At 64.6% G+C, this 17,355-nt stretch carries 22 protein-coding genes and 1 pseudogene; 19 read left to right on the top strand and 4 right to left on the bottom strand.

Going from position 1 to position 17,355, the window contains the following annotated elements:
* The first annotated feature begins 63 nt into the window (after positions 1-63).
* From WDO72_09930 to WDO72_09885, 10 genes and pseudogenes are all read left to right on the top strand, one after another.
* Entirely contained in the window at positions 64-570 is a 507-nt protein-coding gene (locus WDO72_09930; GenBank protein ID MEJ0085991.1) for a hypothetical protein, read from the top strand.
* Positions 570-968, top strand: a complete 399-nt coding sequence (locus tag WDO72_09925; protein MEJ0085990.1) for a hypothetical protein — start codon at positions 570-572, stop codon at positions 966-968. The genes WDO72_09930 and WDO72_09925 overlap by 1 nt, the downstream gene beginning before the upstream one ends.
* Positions 968-1,489 (top strand): 2'-5' RNA ligase family protein, encoded by a 522-nt coding sequence (locus WDO72_09920; GenBank protein MEJ0085989.1) that lies wholly within the window; start codon positions 968-970, stop codon positions 1,487-1,489. The genes WDO72_09925 and WDO72_09920 overlap by 1 nt, the downstream gene beginning before the upstream one ends.
* Before the next feature lie 120 nt (positions 1,490-1,609).
* Positions 1,610-2,071 carry a GyrI-like domain-containing protein gene (locus tag WDO72_09915; GenBank protein ID MEJ0085988.1) on the top strand — a complete coding sequence of 154 codons (462 nt, stop codon included), beginning with the start codon at positions 1,610-1,612 and terminating at the stop codon, positions 2,069-2,071.
* Positions 2,072-2,073: 2 nt separating this feature from the next.
* A complete protein-coding gene (locus tag WDO72_09910; GenBank protein MEJ0085987.1) occupies positions 2,074-2,460 on the top strand; it encodes a DUF488 family protein in 387 nt (128 codons plus the stop codon).
* Positions 2,461-2,731: 271 nt separating this feature from the next.
* Positions 2,732-2,884: pseudogene (locus tag WDO72_09905) on the top strand (excalibur calcium-binding domain-containing protein).
* Positions 2,885-2,904: 20 nt separating this feature from the next.
* Positions 2,905-3,219, top strand: a complete 315-nt coding sequence (locus tag WDO72_09900; GenBank protein MEJ0085986.1) for a DUF2845 domain-containing protein — start codon at positions 2,905-2,907, stop codon at positions 3,217-3,219.
* A gap of 4 nt (positions 3,220-3,223) precedes the next feature.
* Positions 3,224-3,823, top strand: coding sequence for a glutathione S-transferase (locus WDO72_09895; GenBank protein MEJ0085985.1), 600 nt, complete (start codon positions 3,224-3,226; stop codon positions 3,821-3,823).
* Between the two features lie 249 nt (positions 3,824-4,072).
* Positions 4,073-5,908 (top strand): glutamine--fructose-6-phosphate transaminase (isomerizing), encoded by a 1,836-nt coding sequence (gene glmS, locus WDO72_09890; protein ID MEJ0085984.1) that lies wholly within the window; start codon positions 4,073-4,075, stop codon positions 5,906-5,908.
* 15 nt (positions 5,909-5,923) lie between these two features.
* Positions 5,924-6,187, top strand: a complete 264-nt coding sequence (locus WDO72_09885) for a hypothetical protein (protein MEJ0085983.1) — start codon at positions 5,924-5,926, stop codon at positions 6,185-6,187.
* A gap of 24 nt (positions 6,188-6,211) precedes the next feature.
* Here WDO72_09885 and WDO72_09880 read toward each other — a convergent pair whose 3' ends face one another.
* The gene (locus WDO72_09880) at positions 6,212-7,189 is read right to left on the bottom strand and encodes an NAD-dependent epimerase/dehydratase family protein (GenBank protein ID MEJ0085982.1); all 978 of its coding nucleotides are present in this window, start codon (positions 7,187-7,189) and stop codon (positions 6,212-6,214) included.
* Positions 7,190-7,279: 90 nt separating this feature from the next.
* Between WDO72_09880 and WDO72_09875 the strand changes: the two genes are divergently transcribed.
* Positions 7,280-8,191: a LysR family transcriptional regulator gene (locus WDO72_09875; GenBank protein MEJ0085981.1), complete on the top strand. Its 912-nt coding sequence runs from the start codon at positions 7,280-7,282 to the stop codon at positions 8,189-8,191.
* 24 nt (positions 8,192-8,215) lie between these two features.
* Here WDO72_09875 and rimO read toward each other — a convergent pair whose 3' ends face one another.
* Entirely contained in the window at positions 8,216-9,550 is a 1,335-nt protein-coding gene (gene rimO, locus WDO72_09870; GenBank protein MEJ0085980.1) for a 30S ribosomal protein S12 methylthiotransferase RimO, read from the bottom strand.
* A gap of 54 nt (positions 9,551-9,604) precedes the next feature.
* Between rimO and WDO72_09865 the strand changes: the two genes are divergently transcribed.
* Complete coding sequence (locus WDO72_09865) at positions 9,605-10,105, top strand: hypothetical protein (GenBank protein MEJ0085979.1); 501 nt, start codon at positions 9,605-9,607, stop codon at positions 10,103-10,105.
* Between the two features lie 123 nt (positions 10,106-10,228).
* Positions 10,229-10,861, top strand: a complete 633-nt coding sequence (locus WDO72_09860; protein MEJ0085978.1) for a TonB family protein — start codon at positions 10,229-10,231, stop codon at positions 10,859-10,861.
* 4 nt (positions 10,862-10,865) lie between these two features.
* Here the strand turns inward: WDO72_09860 and WDO72_09855 are convergent, their stop codons facing one another.
* Positions 10,866-11,090: a hypothetical protein gene (locus WDO72_09855; protein ID MEJ0085977.1), complete on the bottom strand. Its 225-nt coding sequence runs from the start codon at positions 11,088-11,090 to the stop codon at positions 10,866-10,868.
* A 62-nt stretch (positions 11,091-11,152) separates the two neighbouring features.
* Here WDO72_09855 and WDO72_09850 point away from each other — a divergent pair, with 62 nt between their 5' ends.
* The 6 genes from WDO72_09850 to mgrA are packed head-to-tail and all read left to right on the top strand — an operon-like array spanning position 11,153 to position 15,657.
* The gene (locus tag WDO72_09850) at positions 11,153-11,599 is read left to right on the top strand and encodes a DUF3592 domain-containing protein (protein ID MEJ0085976.1); all 447 of its coding nucleotides are present in this window, start codon (positions 11,153-11,155) and stop codon (positions 11,597-11,599) included.
* On the top strand, positions 11,596-12,183 hold the full coding sequence (locus WDO72_09845) for a class I SAM-dependent methyltransferase (GenBank protein MEJ0085975.1): 588 nt from the start codon (positions 11,596-11,598) through the stop codon (positions 12,181-12,183). Before WDO72_09850 ends, WDO72_09845 begins: the two co-directional genes overlap by 4 nt.
* A 24-nt stretch (positions 12,184-12,207) precedes the next feature.
* Positions 12,208-12,396, top strand: a complete 189-nt coding sequence (locus WDO72_09840) for a hypothetical protein (GenBank protein ID MEJ0085974.1) — start codon at positions 12,208-12,210, stop codon at positions 12,394-12,396.
* Complete coding sequence (locus WDO72_09835) at positions 12,397-12,840, top strand: DMT family transporter (GenBank protein ID MEJ0085973.1); 444 nt, start codon at positions 12,397-12,399, stop codon at positions 12,838-12,840.
* A gap of 44 nt (positions 12,841-12,884) precedes the next feature.
* Complete coding sequence (locus WDO72_09830; protein ID MEJ0085972.1) at positions 12,885-14,660, top strand: choice-of-anchor B family protein; 1,776 nt, start codon at positions 12,885-12,887, stop codon at positions 14,658-14,660.
* A gap of 10 nt (positions 14,661-14,670) precedes the next feature.
* Positions 14,671-15,657, top strand: a complete 987-nt coding sequence (gene mgrA, locus WDO72_09825) for an L-glyceraldehyde 3-phosphate reductase (GenBank protein ID MEJ0085971.1) — start codon at positions 14,671-14,673, stop codon at positions 15,655-15,657.
* Between the two features lie 362 nt (positions 15,658-16,019).
* Here mgrA and WDO72_09820 read toward each other — a convergent pair whose 3' ends face one another.
* A complete protein-coding gene (locus WDO72_09820; GenBank protein ID MEJ0085970.1) occupies positions 16,020-17,327 on the bottom strand; it encodes a gluconate:H+ symporter in 1,308 nt (435 codons plus the stop codon).
* Positions 17,328-17,355: the final 28 nt, after the last annotated feature.

Raw genomic sequence — 17,355 nt, 5'->3', positions numbered from 1 at the left:
GCACGCTGTGGGTGGAGCTGAGTGGTGAGTCCATCGTTGCGCGCCTGCGTAGCGTGCCGCCGCGTGGTTAGGCGCAGCGTGTCGATCTGCTTCGCGCTCATTGCCGCCGCCACCTCTTCGGCGGCCTCGACGTGGTGCCTGGGGTTTGGGTCGCTCGGCCCGATCCGCGCCGGAATGAACGTGGAAGAAGTCCTGTTGCTCGCGGACTGGCCGGGCATGGAGACGAAGCAGCAGCCGCAGGACTGCTGGTATCTGAACTACGACGGCAACGGTGCGAATTTCCACCTGATGATCATCAAGAGCACGGTGGTGCGCATCGAATTGCGCGCCGATTCGAAACTGCGCACATTCTCGGGCGCACACATCGGCACGACAGAAGAACGGTTGAAGGAGCTGTACGGCACACAACTCGACGTCCAGCCGCATAAATACGATGAACATGGCCACACGATCACGCTCAGATCCGGCAGCGGCGAATACGGGCTGCGATTCGAAACTTCCAATGGCAAGGTGACTGCGATCCAGTCGGGACCGTGGGAGCACCTGCACTACGTCGAAGGTTGCGGCTGATGCGCGACTTGTCGACGCCGCAATCGAGTTCAACGCCCGATCGCATCCTCATCTGCGGCAATTCCGGCGCCGACAAGTCGACTCTCGCGAAATCACTCGCGGAGATTTACGCGCTCGCGCACCTGGATCTCGACACGCTCGCGTGGGAGCAGGCGAATGCGCCGACGCGGCGCGCGCTGGACCGCTCGCGAACCGAGATCGACAAATTCACAGCCGTGAACGACGGCTGGGTGATCGAGGGCGCGTACGCGGACCTGCTCGGCCTGCTGCTCGACGAATGTTCGGAGCTCATTTTCCTGAACCCGGGTGTCGAAGCCGATGAATACTTGCTCGGCAGTCATCGCTGGCTGTTCGATCGCTTCAACGGCGTGAAGCGCGAATACACCGCACTCGCCTGATGCCCGAAACCGCGCTGATCACCCGCGTCCCCGAGGCGGAGCCGTATATCTCGCGCTATCGCGATCGTTACGACCCGTCGGCGCGGCGCAACGTGCCTGCGCACGTGACCATCCTGTATCCGTTCATGGCGCCTGCGCTGGTGACCGACGAAGTACGCGCGCGGCTGCGCAAGGTTGCGGCGGCTGTGCCGCGCTTCGACTACCGCATTGCGCGCACGGAACGTTTTCCCGTCGCGTTGTATCTCGCGCCCGATCCGGACCGGCCGTATTCCGCGCTGATCGATGGGGTATTTGCCGAGTTCCCGGACTATCCACCGTTCGAGGGGAAGTTCGACACCATCGTGCCGCACATCACCGTCGCGCATGGCGATGAGCCGTTGCTGTGCGAGATCGAAGTGGAGCTGCGCATCGCACTGCCGGGCGCCGGCGTCGCGGCGCGCTGTACCGAGCTCGTGCTGATCGAGAATTCGAGCGGCCGCTGGGAGCAGATGGATGTATTCCCGCTCGGAGCATCGAAGTAGTCCGACGACGGCCGGAGGAAGCCGCCGCCATCCCGGCGGGCGCGCCGTGCAATATCCGTCTCGACATTCATTCCTAACAACCATTTCCGGAGCAATTCGGGCGCCGTGTAGACTCACGCGATGAAGATCGCCATCGTCGAACGCCGGCCGGTCAGGGTTTTCTTCCTGCGGTACACGGGACCTTTCGGCGAACCGCTCGGAAAGTTCTGGCGCGGTGTCGTGTCGCCGTGGCTGGCCGATCACGGCCTGCTCGACTGCCCGCGGTATGGCGTTGCCGTCGACAATCCGATGGATACGGCGCCCGAGAAGTGCCGTTACGACGCCTGCGTCGAAGTACCCGAAGGCTTGCGCCTGCCGGACGCCCAACAGACGACCATCCCCGGCGGGCGTTACGCGGTCACTTTCTTCAAAGGCACGGGCGCGGAAATTGGCGCCGCCTGGGGCCGTTTTGCCGGCGCGTGTTCTGCGAGTCATTCGGTCGACCTGCAACGGCTGCCGTTCGAGCACTACCCGCGCGGCGCGGCTTTCGACTCGCGGACCGGCGTATTCGCCTGCGAGCTGTGTATTCCGGTGAGTAGCTAGCGATGACCATCCGCATCATCCGGCTGGGAACGCCGCGGGCCGTCGCCGAGGGCACGCGCCTCGGCACGGTGCGCCGGCCCCCGCGCGGCGTACCTAAAGCCGATTTCGCCCGGCTCGATTGGTACGACGTGTGGTTTCCGGTGCTCGCCCCCAGCGCCGGGCTCATGAAAATCGCGCAGGCCGCCGAATCGGACCGGCAATGGGCGGCGTTCTTCCGGAAATACCGCGCCGAAATGGCGGCGCCCGCCGCCAGCCAGTCGCTCGACGTGCTGGCTGCTTTGTCCAGCCACGCCAGCCTGTCGGTGGGCTGTTACTGCGAAAACGAGCAGTACTGCCACCGTTCGCAACTTCGGGCTCTGCTGCTTGAAAGAGGCGCCAAAGTAGAGTAGTTAGCCATGGATGCGTCCATTGCTCGTTACGCTCGTTCTTTTCGCCTCCTGCCTCGCGGCTTTCGTCTGGTATCGGGACCATGCCCGCGCCGAGCGCGATGCCGCCCGGGCGTTTGTCCAGCCAGAACCCGCCGCGCCAACGCGTAGCCTCGAGGAGCGCGCCGCGGCGGCGCAGGGGACCACTTTGCCGCCGCAGGCCGCGCGTCCGAGCCCGCGGCCCGCGAGTGTCGCGCCCGTTGAGCGTGTTGCGTCCTCGACGCCCACCGAACGTTACCGATGTGATGGGCGCAGCTATTGCTCGCAGATGCATTCGTGCGAAGAGGCCAAGTGGTTCCTGCAGCACTGTCCGGGCATGAATATGGATGGCGAAGGAGACGGAATTCCGTGCGAACGCCAGTGGTGCAAGCATCCATTCAGTCCCTGATGCGGTGCTACCATCGCGCCATGAAAATCACAGCGATTCTCGCGGTGGCGATGGGCCTGGCGCCCCTCGCGGCCTCCGCCGATGAACCGTTCCGCTGCGGCAAGTGGATCGTCACCAGCTCCATGACGGTGTCGGAGCTGGGCGCGAAGTGCGGCGCGCCGACTTCTCAAGACAAGAAGGTCGAAGATGTGCGGACGCGCAACCTCAATGGCGGCATGACGAAGGTCGGCGAGACCATCACCGAAACCTGGACCTATGAGCGCGGCTCCCACGCCGCGGCGATGGTCGTGACCATCGTCGATGGCCGCATCAAGAGCATCGACGGAAAGAGATAACACGATGCTGCGGGTGCTGGGACGCGTGTCGTCCATCAACGTGCGCAAGGTGTTGTGGACCTGTGCCGAGCTCGACCTTCCTTTCGAGCGCGTGGAATCGGACCCGCAGCTGCTGGCACGTAATCCCAACGCCATGGTCCCCGTGATCCAGGATGGCAACTTCGTGTTGTGGGAATCGAATGCGATCTGCCGTTATCTCGCGGGCAAACACCCGCACGCGGCATTGTTGCCCGCGGACCCCCAGGCACGCGCGCTGGTCGAGCAGTGGATGGACTGGCAGGCCACCGATCTCAACACCGCCTGGCGCTACAGCTTTCTGGCGCTGGCGCGCAAGAGCCCGGCGCATACCGACGCCGCGGCGATCGCGCGCAGCGTCGACGAATGGAATCGCCACATGCGCATGCTCGACACACATTTCGCGCACGGCGGGCAGTTCATCACCGGCGAGTTCTTCACGCTGGCCGACGTCGTGCTCGGGCTGACGACCCACCGCTGGCTGCACACGCCGCTGGACCGGCCGCATCTCGACGCGTTACTCGGCTACTACCAGCGCCTGTCGGTGCGGCCGGCGTTCCGCGCGCATGTCAGTGCGGACGTACCGTAAAGGCGAATTCGCCGGATCGTCATCGTCCGGCCATCACCCTCGTGCAGACCGGTGTCGCTACCGCCTCCTCGAGCATTCCCGCAGCCTTGTACCGCCTCTAAAGTATTGATTTTCAACACCCAACCGCCCTGCGGGCGATCTTGTGTGAGCGGCCTATCAGAAGCGCCCGGCTGGCCGGGTTTCCTACTGCGATCGGGCCCGGCACTCAGGCAAACTAGCGCCCCCCTGGATTCCCCGGACAACTGTTAAATGTGCGGCATCGTCGGAGCCATCGCTGAGCGCAACGTCGTCCCGATCCTGATGGAAGGGCTGCGCCGGCTCGAATACCGCGGCTACGACTCCGCCGGCATCGCCGTGTTGAACGGCACACAGCACCTCAAACGCCTGCGTACCGTCGGCAAGGTGAAGATGCTGCAGGAGGCGATCGACGCGGACCCGACGCACGGCCAGGTCGGCATCGCACACACCCGCTGGGCCACGCATGGCGTGCCCTCCGAGCGCAACGCGCATCCGCACGTCTCGAATGACGGCCTCGCCATCGTCCACAACGGCATCATCGAAAACCACGAAGAGCTGCGCGAAGACCTCAAGAAGCTCGGCTACAAGTTCACCTCGGAGACGGACACCGAAGTGATCGCGCATCGCGTTCATCATCACCTGGCCTCGCAGAAAGATCTTTTCAAGGCCGTGCGCGCCACGGTGGCGGAGCTCGAGGGCGCCTACGCGCTGGCGGTAGTTAGTGAGTCCGAACCGGAGCGCATCATCCTGGCGCGCGAAGGTTGCCCCGTGGTCATTGGCCTCGGGGTCGACGAAAACTTCGTCGCCTCCGACGTCGCCGCGCTGCTGCCGGTGACGCGCCGCTTCATGTTCCTCGAAGAAGGCGATGTCGCCGACATCCGCCGCACTTCGGTCAAGGTGCTGAACAAGAATGGCGACAGCGCCGAACGTCCGATCCGCGAGAGCGAGTTGTCGGCGGACGCGGCCGAGAAGGGTCAGTACCGGCATTTCATGCTCAAGGAAATCCATGAGCAGCCGCGCGCCGTGGCGGACACGTTGACCGAGCGCGTGGCCAACGGCCGGCTGCTCGAAGCGGCGTTCGGTCCGACCGCGACGGAAATCTTCAAGCGCACAGAGCAGGTCCACATCGTCGCCTGCGGCACGAGTTTCCACTCCGGCTCCGTGGCGCGGTATTTCATCGAGCAGATCTGCAAAATCCCCTGCAACGTCGAGATCGCGAGCGAATACCGTTATCGCAATCCCGTCGTGCCGAAGAATTCGCTGTTCGTGACCATCTCGCAGTCGGGCGAAACCGCAGACACGCTGGCGGCGTTGCGGCTCGCCAAGCAGGCGGGGTATCTCTCATCGCTCGCGATCTGCAACGTGCCCGAAAGCTCGCTGGTGCGCGAGTCGGAACTGGTGATGCTCACGCGCGCCGGTCCCGAGATCGGCGTCGCCTCGACCAAGGCGTTCACGACGCAGCTCGCAGCGCTCAGCATGCTGGTCATCGCGCTGGCGAAACATCGCACCGCCGATGCCGAGCGCGAACGCAATCTCGTGCAGCGGCTCATCGAGATACCCTCGATGATCGAAAAGACGCTGACACTCGATCCGGTAATCCACGAGCTGGCCAAGCGTTTCGCCGACAAACATCACACGCTGTTCCTCGGCCGCGGCGCGTTGTCCGCGATCGCGATGGAAGGCGCGTTGAAGCTCAAGGAAATCTCGTACATCCACGCCGAGGCGTATGCCGCGGGCGAGCTCAAGCACGGTCCGCTGGCGCTGGTGGATGCGGACATGCCAGTCATCACGGTGGCGCCCAACAACGACCTGCTCGAGAAGCTCAAGAGCAACCTGCAGGAAGTGCGCGCGCGCGGTGGCGAGCTGATCGTGTTCGCGGATCCGGATTCCGGCTTCACGTCATCCGACGGCGTGACCGTGATCCAGATGCCCAAACACGTGAGTTACTTCCAGGCGCCGGCGGTGTACACGGTGCCGCTGCAGCTGCTCGCCTATCACGTCGCCATCCTGAAGGGCACCGACGTCGATCAGCCGCGCAACCTCGCGAAGAGCGTCACCGTCGAGTAAATGGGGACGGACCTGATGGATCGGAAAATCGCCGAGCAGATCGTGACGCTGATCAACGGCTACATCGATCAACTGATTTCGACGCTCGAGGCCGTCGAGCATGCCGTGTCGCCGGAGGAGTTCGCGGCGTACAAGCGCGGCGTCGCGAAATCCATCACCACGCTGGACGCCGAGATCATCCAGCGCGTCGCGCGCGGGCATCCCGATCTGCTTCCCGCCGATGACGATGCCGAATTGACCGACGAGGAATCCACCCCACCACGCAGCTCGCGCAACTGATCTGCGTCGCGCGGCGGGCGCGGCTCAAGCTGGCCGCGCCAGCGGGCCGTTCGCCTCTAGTTGCCCCAGCGACTCGAGCGTCTCACGCACCGCCGCGCGCAGCTCCGTGTGCGGTTCTACTCCCAGGACTCCGACGAGCTTCGTATTGTCCAGCGCGAGCGGCTCGCGCCATAGATAGCGCATTTCGTGCATTTCGTTGAACACCGGCACGAACGGCCGCAGCGCGGCGACCGCGAGCCACGGGAACGGCTTGATGCGCGAATAGGGCACGGCCGCGACATCGCAGATCGCCTGCGCCATCGCCACGCCCCGCGGTAGCCAGTGACCCGCGAAGTGAAAACTTTCCAGTGTATCGAATTCGGCCCGCCGCTCCACGAGCCGTGCGATCGCCTCCGCCATGTCAGGTAGATAGGCCCACGCATGTCCGACGTCGTGCGGCCCCGGATATACCACGCGGCCGAGCGATCGGTCGCGAGCCAACCCCTCCGAGAACCAGTTGTTGCGCGCGCCGGGACCGAAGAAGTCCCCGGCCCGCACGATCAAGACGCGAGTGCCGGCGCGGCTCGCCGCGTGCAGCGCCTGCTCCATTTCCACCCGGATTGCACCCTTGCGAGTCCGCGGATTCTGCGGCGAGTCCTCGGTTACGACTGGGAATACGTCCGGCCCGTAGTTGTACACGGTGCCGGGAAATACGATCGTCGCATCCACAGCCTTTGCCGCGGCGATGGTGTTCGCCAGCATCGGCAGCGCAAGGGTGCGCCAGTTGCGGTAGTGCGGTGGATTGACCCCATGCACGATCACGTCCACGCCCTCGGCCGCCCTGCGAACGTCGTCGGCATTCATCGCATCGCCCGGCACCCACTCCACGCCGTCGGCATGCCGCGGCGTCGCCGCGCGGTTCAGCGCCCGGATGCGAAAACCACGCGCCGCCAGCGCACGGCCGGTGGCGCCACCGATGCCACCCGTCATCCCGATGATCAACGCCAGAGGTTTCCCGTTCATGTGCTGCTCCGTGAGTAAGTGCGCTCAGTATTGGCGGCGGGCGAACCAAACGGAATTGCCTTAACACGCATAAACGCTATACATTTCCGAATGACTATCGAACCTGCCTGGGATTACTACCGGACCTTCCTGTCCGTGCTGCGAAATGGCAGTCTTTCCGCCGCGGCGCGCGAGCTCCACCTCACGCAGCCCACGGTGGGCCGGCAAGTCGCGGCGCTCGAGCACTCGCTTGGCGGCAAGGCGTTGTTCACACGGTCCCAGGCCGGCCTGCTGCCGACCCGCATCGCATTCGATCTGCAGCCCCATGCGGAGGCCATGGCTGCTTCCGCGGCAGTCATCCTGCGCGCCAGCACCGGCGCTTCGGCCGCTATGCGCGGTGCGGTGCGCGTGAGTGCGAGTGATGTAATCGGGATCGAAGTGCTGCCAGCGGCGCTGCGCACCTTCACGCATGCACATCCCGGCATCGCGATCGAACTATCGCTCTCCAACCAGACTGTCGATCTGCTCAAGCGTGACGCCGATGTCGCCGTGCGCATGGTGCGGCCTCGCCAACAGGCGCTGTTCGCCAAACGCGTCGGCCGCGTGTTTCTCGGCTTTCACGCGCATCGCCAGTACCTGGATCGTCACGGCACGCCGACGCGGATGGACGACCTCCATCGTCACATCGTCATCGGCTTCGACCACATGCCGGTCTACGCGAAGGGCCTGAAGTTCGGCGGGCGGCAGGTGTCGCGCGACTTGTTTGCGTTTCGCACCGACAGCGATCCCGCGCAGCTCGCGGCGGTCCGCGCAGGTGTCGGGCTCGGCGTATGCCAGTACGCGCTGGCGCGGCGCAACAGCGATCTGGTACCGGTCCTCACGAAGGAATTTTCGCTGAGCTTCGAGATCTGGGTGGTCATGCACGAAGATCAAAAGAACGTCGAGCGCGTACGCACGATGTTCGATCATCTGGCAGGAGCCATGGCGGATTATTGCGCGGCGGCGGGGCCGCCAAAAAGTTAGGCGATCCGCGTAGAGGAGAACGGGTCAGTGGCTCCGGCGGGCGCTCACGACCTTCGCCTCGAGATCGTGATCGCTCGATCCGGTGATCTCGACGTCCACGAACTCACCCACCGGTAGTTTGCCGCCCCTGGCGATGTGCACGACACCGTCGATCTCGGGCGCATCGGCCATGCTGCGCGCGACCGCAAAATTCTTGTCGACGCCATCCACCAGCACTTCCATGCGATGGCCGACTTTCGCCGCCAGCCGCTCGGAACTGATCCGCGCCGACTTCTGCATGAACCGCGCGAGCCGTTCTTCCTGGATCTCGGGGTCGACATGCGGTGCCACGTCGTTCGCCGCCGCGCCTTCCACCGGCGAATATTTGAACGCGCCGACGCGATCGAGCTGCGCCTCGTCCAGCCAGTCGAGCAACTCCTGGAACTCACCTTCGGTCTCGCCCGGGAATCCCACGATGAACGTGCTGCGCAGGGTCAGATCCGGACAGGTCTCGCGCCAGGCGCGAATGCGATCCAGCGTCTTCTCGACGAGGCCCGGCCGCTTCATACGTTTCAACACGCTCGGGCTGCCGTGCTGAAACGGAATGTCTAGATAGGGCAGGATCTTTCGTTCCGCCATCAACGGGATCACGTTGTCCACGTGCGGATACGGATACACGTAGTGCATGCGGATCCAGATACCCAGTTCCCCCAGCCCGCGCGCCAGATCGAGAAAACGCGTTTCGTACTTCTGCCCGCGCCATTCGGCTTCGCGGTAGCGGATGTCCACGCCATACGCCGAGGTGTCCTGCGAGATCACGAGGATCTCGCGCACTCCCGCGCGCGCCAGCTTCTCGGCTTCGCGCAGCACTTCGTCGATCGGCCGGCTGACCAACAAGCCGCGCATCGACGGGATGATGCAGAAGCTGCACTTGTTGTTGCAGCCCTCGGAGATCTTGAGATACGCGTAGTGCCGCGGCGTGAGCCGGATGCCCTGCGGCGGCACCAGGTCGATGAATGGATCGTGCTTCGGTGGCAGATGCTCGTGCACCGCGCCTAACACGTCTTCATAGGCGTGCGGCCCGGTGACCTTGAGCACCTTCGGATGCCGCTCGAGAATGCGTTCCGGCCGCGCACCCAGGCAACCGGTGACGATGACCTTGCCGTTCTGTTCGAGCGCCTCGCCGATGGCATCGAGCGATTCGTCCACGGCAGAATCGATGAAGCCGCAGGTGTTCACCACGACCACGTCCGCGGTGGCGTAGTCGGGAGCCACCTGGTAACCCTCGGCGCGCAGCTGCGTGATGATGCGTTCGGAGTCCACCAGCGCCTTGGGGCATCCAAGGCTGACAAACCCGACTTTTGGCTGGCGGCGGCTCATGAGGGGGCGCTATGGTACGCAAGGGCGCGCGATTTGCTACCACCAGATAACAATATGAGCAGGCCCTGGATTTCGGGCTTTTCGGCCGTGTTTTTGGCCCATTTGGCGTGGTTTGGCGTCATCGCCGCCGCCGCGCACCTCGACGGGTTCATGCCCTTCATCGTCATCCTGCTGCCGGTGGTCCTGAACGTCGCCGGCCTCGCGGCCTTCATGATCGCCCGGAGCGCCGCGCGGCATCGCCTGCTGCTGGCGCTCACGATGGCGCCGCTCACCGCCGCGCTCGGCGCCGCCTCGAATCTGCTGTTCCGCTTCATGGGTATCCCGGTCGATATCTCGGGGTTCTACAACGATGCGGGATTGTTCACGTCCTTGCTGATGTACGGCGCATTGATGTCCACGGTCGGCGGCGCGATCGGCATGTGGGTGAGCAGGAATCGTGGCGGCGAAATTCTCGCGCCCGTCACAACCGCACCCGCTGCCGCCGAAACATTGCCGGAGATTTCCGTGGCCCCCGCACCGGCGAGCGCCGAGCTTCCGCAGATCAGATCCGACTAGTTTGGCCGCGTCGTTGCCGGCACATGTTTTGTCAACTCGCCGCGCGCCGGCTTAACCCCGCTCAACACCCGCGCGCCGTTCACCTTTCAAACGGACCCACAACGGGCCCGTGCGGAGGTCGTCATGGCTGCGCGTACTGCGGAACGGCGCCCACTGGGCGCGTTGAGTCGAATGAGTCTGGTCGCGGGCGCGCACGTCGCGCTGCTGTTTGGTATCGCGGGGGGCCTCGGGGTCGTGCCGTTACCGAAAATCACCGATATAACGGCAACTTTTCTCGATGAGCCCATCGTCGATCAGCCCGAACCGCCGGTGATGCCAGACCCGGTTTTCCACGAGCGGCAGCTCACATTGCCGCAGCCGGAGCCGCTGCCCGTGCCGATCGATCAGCCGAATGAAACGATCGGCGCCGATCTGCGCCCGCTCGATGAACTTCCGTTGACGGGAGGCTCGGCGGTGGTGGAGCCGCAAATTTCCGGCGCGCGCCTCGATCCGCGTCGCCCACTCTCGCAGCCGGACTACCCGCCGCAGCTCATCCGCGAAAACGCGCAGGGGTCTGTGGACGTGGAAGTCTTCGTGCAGCCCGACGGCCGTGTCGGTGACGCGCGCATCCTCAAGAGCAGCGGCTACGAAGCCTTCGACCGCAACACGCTCGAAGAGGCAAAGCGCCGCTGGCGGCTGGTGCCGGCCACACGCGACGGTGTGGCAATCCCCCAGTGGTACCGCCTGCGCGTCGTGTTCAAGCTCAAGAATCAGTAGCGGATTACTGCGGCGCCGGTGCGGAAGCCGGCGCCGTATCCGGCTCGGCCGGGGAGGGCTCGGACGCGGGGACGTCAGTGGTGGAAGGCGCGCTCACGGCCGGCGCGGGTGCGTGATTCGCGGGCGGGATGCTCTGGCGGCACTGGCGCAGCACGAAGAACAGCCCAAACGCCGCAATCGGCACCAGGATCCATGGCCAGGGTGATCCCTTCTTCTCCGGCTCGCTCATCGTGTTCCCCACTCAATATAGACTTGAGCCTACGTATCCCGACGCCGGCTCGCAACTCTCTCGTGCAACTCACATTTCGCATCCTCGATCTCGCCGCCCGGCTGCTGCTCGCGCTGGGCGTCGGCTGCCTCTTGTTAGCTGCCTACCTGTCGTGGCTCACATTGAGTTTTTCACGCGATACCGGGCGCACCACGGCCGAAGTGGTTAGTTACCGCGAGATTCCCGACGGCAACTCGACGCGTTACGCGCCGCGGGTGCGTTACCGCACCGCCAACGGAGAAATCGTGACGATCGACGGCCAGTTCGCGACCACCAGCAAACGTTTCGCGATCGGCGAGCAGGTGCCGCTGACTTACAAGGTAGCCAAGCCCACCGAGGCGCGTATCGCGACGTTCACCGACAACTGGTTAGGGCCGTGCATCGGGGCCGTCATCGGCCTGGTCGGATTTGGCGGTGGATTGCTGGTGCGCAGGCAGACGCGGCGCGAAATGGCGAAAACGCGCCCATGAGCGCGAAATTCGATAAAGCCTACTACCAGAAGTTCTATTTCAACACGCGCACGGCGGTGGTCTCGCGCGCCGAGATGAAAGCGCGCGCGAAGCTCATCGGCGCGTACGCGGATCACATCGGCCTGCCGGTGCGGCACATGCTCGACGCCGGCTGCGGCATCGGCCTGCTGCGCGCGCCGCTGATGCGCGCCTTCCCGCGGGCGCAATACACCGGGCTCGAGTACAGCGAATACCTCTGCAAACGCTACGGCTGGACCCAGGGCTCGCTGGCCACCCACCAGGCGGATCCGTTCGACCTGGTCGTCTGTTACGACGTATTGCAATACCTGGACGATCGCACGGCAGCTCGAGCGATCGCGAACCTCGGGCGCCTGACGCGCGGGGTGTTGTACCTGTCCGCGCTCACGGCGCGCGACTGGCGCGAGAACTGCGACCGCACGCGCACGGATCGCGATGTCTTCCTGCGCGACGCCGAATGGTACGGCGCGCGGCTGCGGCGCATATTTCGCCCCGCCGGCGTCGGCTTCTGGATCCGGCGCGGCGCGCCGCTCACCACCTGGGAAATGGAAACCGCCGCAATCTGAGCGGCGCGCGGTAGACTCGCGCGCATGCCGGAAACCCTTCCCGTCGATGCCGTGAAAGCAGACGCGCGCCACCAGGATGCGCGGGCCGCGGTGTTCGCCGCCGTGCCGCAGCGGCGGGCTTCGCTCAGCAAGCGGCTTTTCTGGCGCTTCGTGTTATTCATCGCGCAGTTCCGCTGGGGCCTGAAGTTGCTCAAGCGGCTGCGAGGTAGTTAGATGACCCGCCTGCTGCCGTACCTGCTCGGTATCGTCGCCGGGTTCGGCCTGAGCGTGCAGGTCGGCATGAATTCGCAGTTGCGGCGCACGCTGCAGAACGCCAACACCGCCGCGCTCATCAGCTTCGTGGTTGGCATCCTCGGCCTCATCGCCTTGTTGCTGGTCACGCGCACGGAGATTCCCTCGCGCGACACCTTCGCGAGCGTGCCGCTGTGGGCCTGGTTCGGTGGCTTGTTCGGCGCTTTCTACGTGGCCAGCTCCACCGTGATCGCCGCGCAGCTCGGAACCACGAGCCTGCTGGCGCTGGCGCTGCTGGGCCAGCTCGCCACCGCGCTGATCATCGACCACTTCGGCTGGCTGGGCCTGCCGGAACACCCCATTACCCTGGTCCGCATGGCGGGCGTAGGCTTGCTCGGCGCGGGTGTCTGGCTCATCACACGTTGAACCGCTGCCGGTTCTCAAGCCACTCACTGCGAAGAGGAGGCGTCATGAAAACCCGGTACCTGCCCTGTGGATTCCTGCTGCTGGCGGCGTTGCTGCCCGCGGGTCTCGTGCAAGGCCATGACGATGTCGTCGGCACCCGTTTCGTCGCGTCCGGCGGTTTCGACTTCGGCAACTGCGACAGCAATCACCGCCCCTGCCGCACGCTGCAATATGCGTTGACCCGCGTCGGCCCCGGCGATGCGATCAAGATCGCCTCCGGCACCTATGACGTGTCGGGCATCGACGTCGAGAACCTGCTGCTGGGCAAAGAAGGCGTGCGCGGCGGCTATTCCGCCGAGGATCACTTCCACATCCAGGACGCCGAGACCAACCAGACCCGCGTCACGGGCGTGCCGGATCAGTTCCGCAACAACTTCATCGCGCATGGCTTCGTCGTGCTCGACGCCAACGGCAATACGCTGCCGCGCGTCGTCATGGCCAAACTACTCGCGCCTACCGGCTGCACGAACGGCGTTGCCGGCACCTTTCCATGCCACAACATCGACTACCTCGCGCAGGTACAGCTGCAGGAATTCGCGACCCAGCCGATCAGCGCCAGCAACCTGTGGGGTTTCGTCGACCAGGATGACGGCCGCGAATACGCGGTGGTCGGCCATCGCAACGGCACTGCGGTGTTCGACGTCACCGTGCCGGGCGCGCCCGTGCAGGTCGGGAACATTCCGGGCAACCAGTCGTTGTGGCGCGAAGTGAAGGTCTACCAGCTGCCGGGCGTGAACGGTGGCCCGCACCGCGCCTACGCCTACATCACCACCGAAGCGCCGGGCGGTGGCCTGCAGATCATCGATCTCTCCAATCTGCCCGCCAGCGTGACACTCGCCAACACGCTCGCCGACTTCAGCACCTCGCACACGTTGTACATCTCGAACGTGGACTACGCGACGATGGCGGCGCTGCCCAACCAGCAGGCCTATCTATACATCGCGGGGGCGAACATTTCGGGCGGCGCGTTCCGCATCTATGACCTGGTCGATCCGGTGAACCCGCATCTGGTGACTCCATCGCCCGCCGGCAATGGCTACATGCACGACTCCACGTCCATGTTGATCACGGACAACCGTACGACGCAGTGCGCGCAGGCGCACAACCCCTGCGAAGTGCTGGTGGATTTCAACGAGACCACCGTGGACCTGTGGGATGTGACGGACAAGGCCGCGCCCGTGCGCCTCAGCACCACCGGCTATCCCACCGCGAGTTACACCCACTCGGGCTGGCCGACCGCGGACAATCGCTTCATCGTCGTGCACGACGAGCTCGACGAACTGCGCCGCGCGCTCAACACACACATCTACACGCTCGACATCGCGGACCTGCGCGCGCCGAGCATGGTGACGTCGTACCTCGGCGCGACTGGTGCGACCGATCACAACGGCTACAACATCGGCAACCGTTACTACGTGTCGCACTACAAGCGCGGCCTCGTGATATTCGATTCGACCAATCCACGTGCGTTGACGGAGGTGGGCTCGTTCGACACGTACCTGACGCCGGCGGCGAATTCCGCCGGTACCGACGGCGCCTGGGGTGTTTATCCCTTCCTGCCCTCGGGCACGATCCTCGTCAGCGACATCGAAAACGGCTTGTTCCTGCTGCGCAAGAACGAGATCCAGCCGCCGCCGGCGCCGCCGGTCGTGGTGAATCCACAGCCGCCCGTGCAGGGTGGAGGCAGCGGTGGCGGTGGTGGTGGCGGAGCGTTCGATCTCGCGGCCTTGATTTTGTTGGCCGGGTTCGCGATGTTACGCGCCCGCAAATTCCGCAGCTGAGAGCGTCCCGATGGATTACCTGCCCGCCGATTCGCGTTACAAATCGATGCGTTACAACCGCGTGGGCGCGAGCGGCGTGCGGCTGCCGGCCGTCTCGCTCGGTCTGTGGCACAACTTCGGCGACGTCGACGTGTTCCAGAATGGCCGCACCATCGCGCGCCGCGCGTTCGATCTCGGCATCACGCATTTCGACCTGGCTAACAACTATGGCCCGTCGCCCGGTTCCGCGGAGGAAACTTTCGGCGCGCTGATGCGCAAGGATTTCATGCCGTTCCGCGACGAGATGATCATCTCGTCGAAAGCCGGCTACCTCATGTGGCCGGGTCCATATGGCGAATGGGGTTCGCGCAAATATCTCGTGGCGAGCTGCGACCAGTCGCTGGCGCGCATGGGGTTGAAGTACGTCGACATCTTCTACAGCCATCGCTTCGACCCGGACACGCCGCTCGAGGAGACGATGGGCGCGCTGGATTACATCGTCCGCTCGGGCCGCGCCTTGTACGCCGGCATCTCGAGTTACAACGCCGAACAGACCGCGCGGGCCGCGGCCATCCTCAAATCGCTCGGCACTCCCTGCCTGATCCACCAGCCCAGCTACAGCATGTTCAACCGCTGGATCGAGGACGGCCTCATCGCCGAGCTCGACAAGCAGCGCATGGGCTGCATCGTGTTCTCGCCGCTGGCCCAGGGCCTGCTGTCGAACAAGTACCTGAACGGGATTCCCGAAGGTTCGCGCGCGGCGAAGCACACCTCGCTCAACCCGGAATCCATCACGCCGGCGAAAGTGGAGAAGGTGAAGCAGCTCAACGAGATCGCCAAATCACGCGGGCAATCGCTGGCTCAGCTCGCGGTGGCCTGGACCCTGCGGCACAAGGTGGTCACGTCCTCGCTGATCGGCGCGAGCAAGGTCGCGCACGTGGAAGAGGCGGTCGGGGCGCTCAACAATCTGGCTTTTTCAGCCAGCGAATTGGCGGCTATCGAGGCCGCACTGAAGTAGCCGAATAATCGGATGCCGGCCGGGTCGGCACCGAATATACCTTCATCAGCAAAGCGGATCTCTCGAGCGCGCGGCCGCCGCGGGCACACGCGGCCTGGGTCTCGACGCGGCATTGCAGGAGCGGCGCAATCCGATGCTCTTCAGCCAGGAGGGCGGCGTGGAGTGCAGCGGAAGTGGCCGCGTCGCGCAGGCTGTAAACCTGGGCGAGCGGCCTTTCGGTATGTAAGGCGGCCGGCGTGAAATCATCTGACTGCTCCGGGTCGCAGCTTCTGGTTGTTACAGCAGTATCTGTCATGAATTCCCGGTTCATGACACCTGCCTCATGCCGGCTTTTCGCCGGCCCGGGAAGCGCCGGCCGGCTGCTAGGTGATGATGGCCTCCAGAATCAACACGCCGGTGATGCCGACGACCCCGACGATGCCTTCCATGAGCGTCCAGCTCAGGATGGTGTCCTTGAGCGACAGGTTGAAGTATTCCTTCGCCATCCAGAAGCCCGAATCGTTGACGTGCGAGAACATCAAACTACCGGCGCCGACCGCGAGCACCATGAGGTTCGGATCGACATGCGCGTTGGCCACGACCGGCGCCATCAACCCCGCGGCCGTCATGCCGGCCACCGTGGCCGAGCCTAACGACACGCGGATCACGCCGGCGATCAGCCAGCCAAGCACCAGCGGATCGATCGAGATTCCCGTGAGCAGGTCGGAGATGTTCTTGTCGACGCCGGTCGCCACGAACACCTCTTTCAGCGTGCCCGCGCCGGCGATGATCAGCAGGATCACCGCGATGTCCTTCACCGAGTTGCCGTAGTCGTCCATCAGCGGCTGGATCTTCATGCCGCGCGCCAGGCCGAGCGTGTACGTCGCAACGGCCAGCGCGATCAACATCACGATGAGCGGATTGGTGACGAACTTGAGCAGTGGCTGCAGGTTGTCCGGCGCCAGCGAGACCGCCATCGAGCAGGTGATCAGCCCCACCGGCAGCAGCGCGCTGGCGAAGCAGTTGAACGCGCTCGGCAGCTCGTTCTCGGGCTTGAGCGGCGCGACGAACAACGTGATGGGATTCGACTTCACGTTGCGGAACAACCGGGCGTACAGCGGCCCGGCGCAGATCATCGCGGGCAGCCCCACCAGGATGCCGTAGAAGATGGTCGTGCCGATGTCGGCGCCGAACATCGGCAGCATCGCGGTCGGCGCCGGATGCGGCGGCAGGTAGCCGTGCGTCACCGACAACGACGCGAACATCGGGATGCCGAGGTAAATGGGCGGCACCTTGGTCTGCTGCACCACCGAGAACACCAGCGGCACCAGCAGCACGAAGCCCACGTTGTAGAACAGCGGGATGCCGACCAGGAAACCAGTGAACATCATCGCCCACGTGAGGTGTTTCTCGCCGAACACGCGCATCAGCACCATGGCGATCTTCTGCGCGGCGCCGCTGTTGGCGACCAGTTTGCCGAACATGGCGCCGATGCAGACGATTCCCAGCAACCCGCCGAGGATGTTGCCGACGCCTTTTTCCAGCACGCCCGGCACTTTGTCGATCGGCAACCCCAGAAGGATCGCCGCGACCGACGAGGCCACGAGGAATGCGAGGAACGGCTGCACCTTCCCCCAGCTGATCAGCAGCACGAGTAAAACGATCGAGCCGAATACGTACCAGATTTCCATGACGCCCCCTCTAACTATTGGCCGGGAT

It is taken from the genome of Pseudomonadota bacterium (assembly GCA_037200975.1).
Classification (GTDB): Bacteria; Pseudomonadota; Gammaproteobacteria; order Steroidobacterales; family Steroidobacteraceae; genus CADEED01.
The sequence above is the reverse complement of the archived record's forward strand: the minus strand, read 5'-3'. Positions and strand labels throughout refer to the sequence as shown.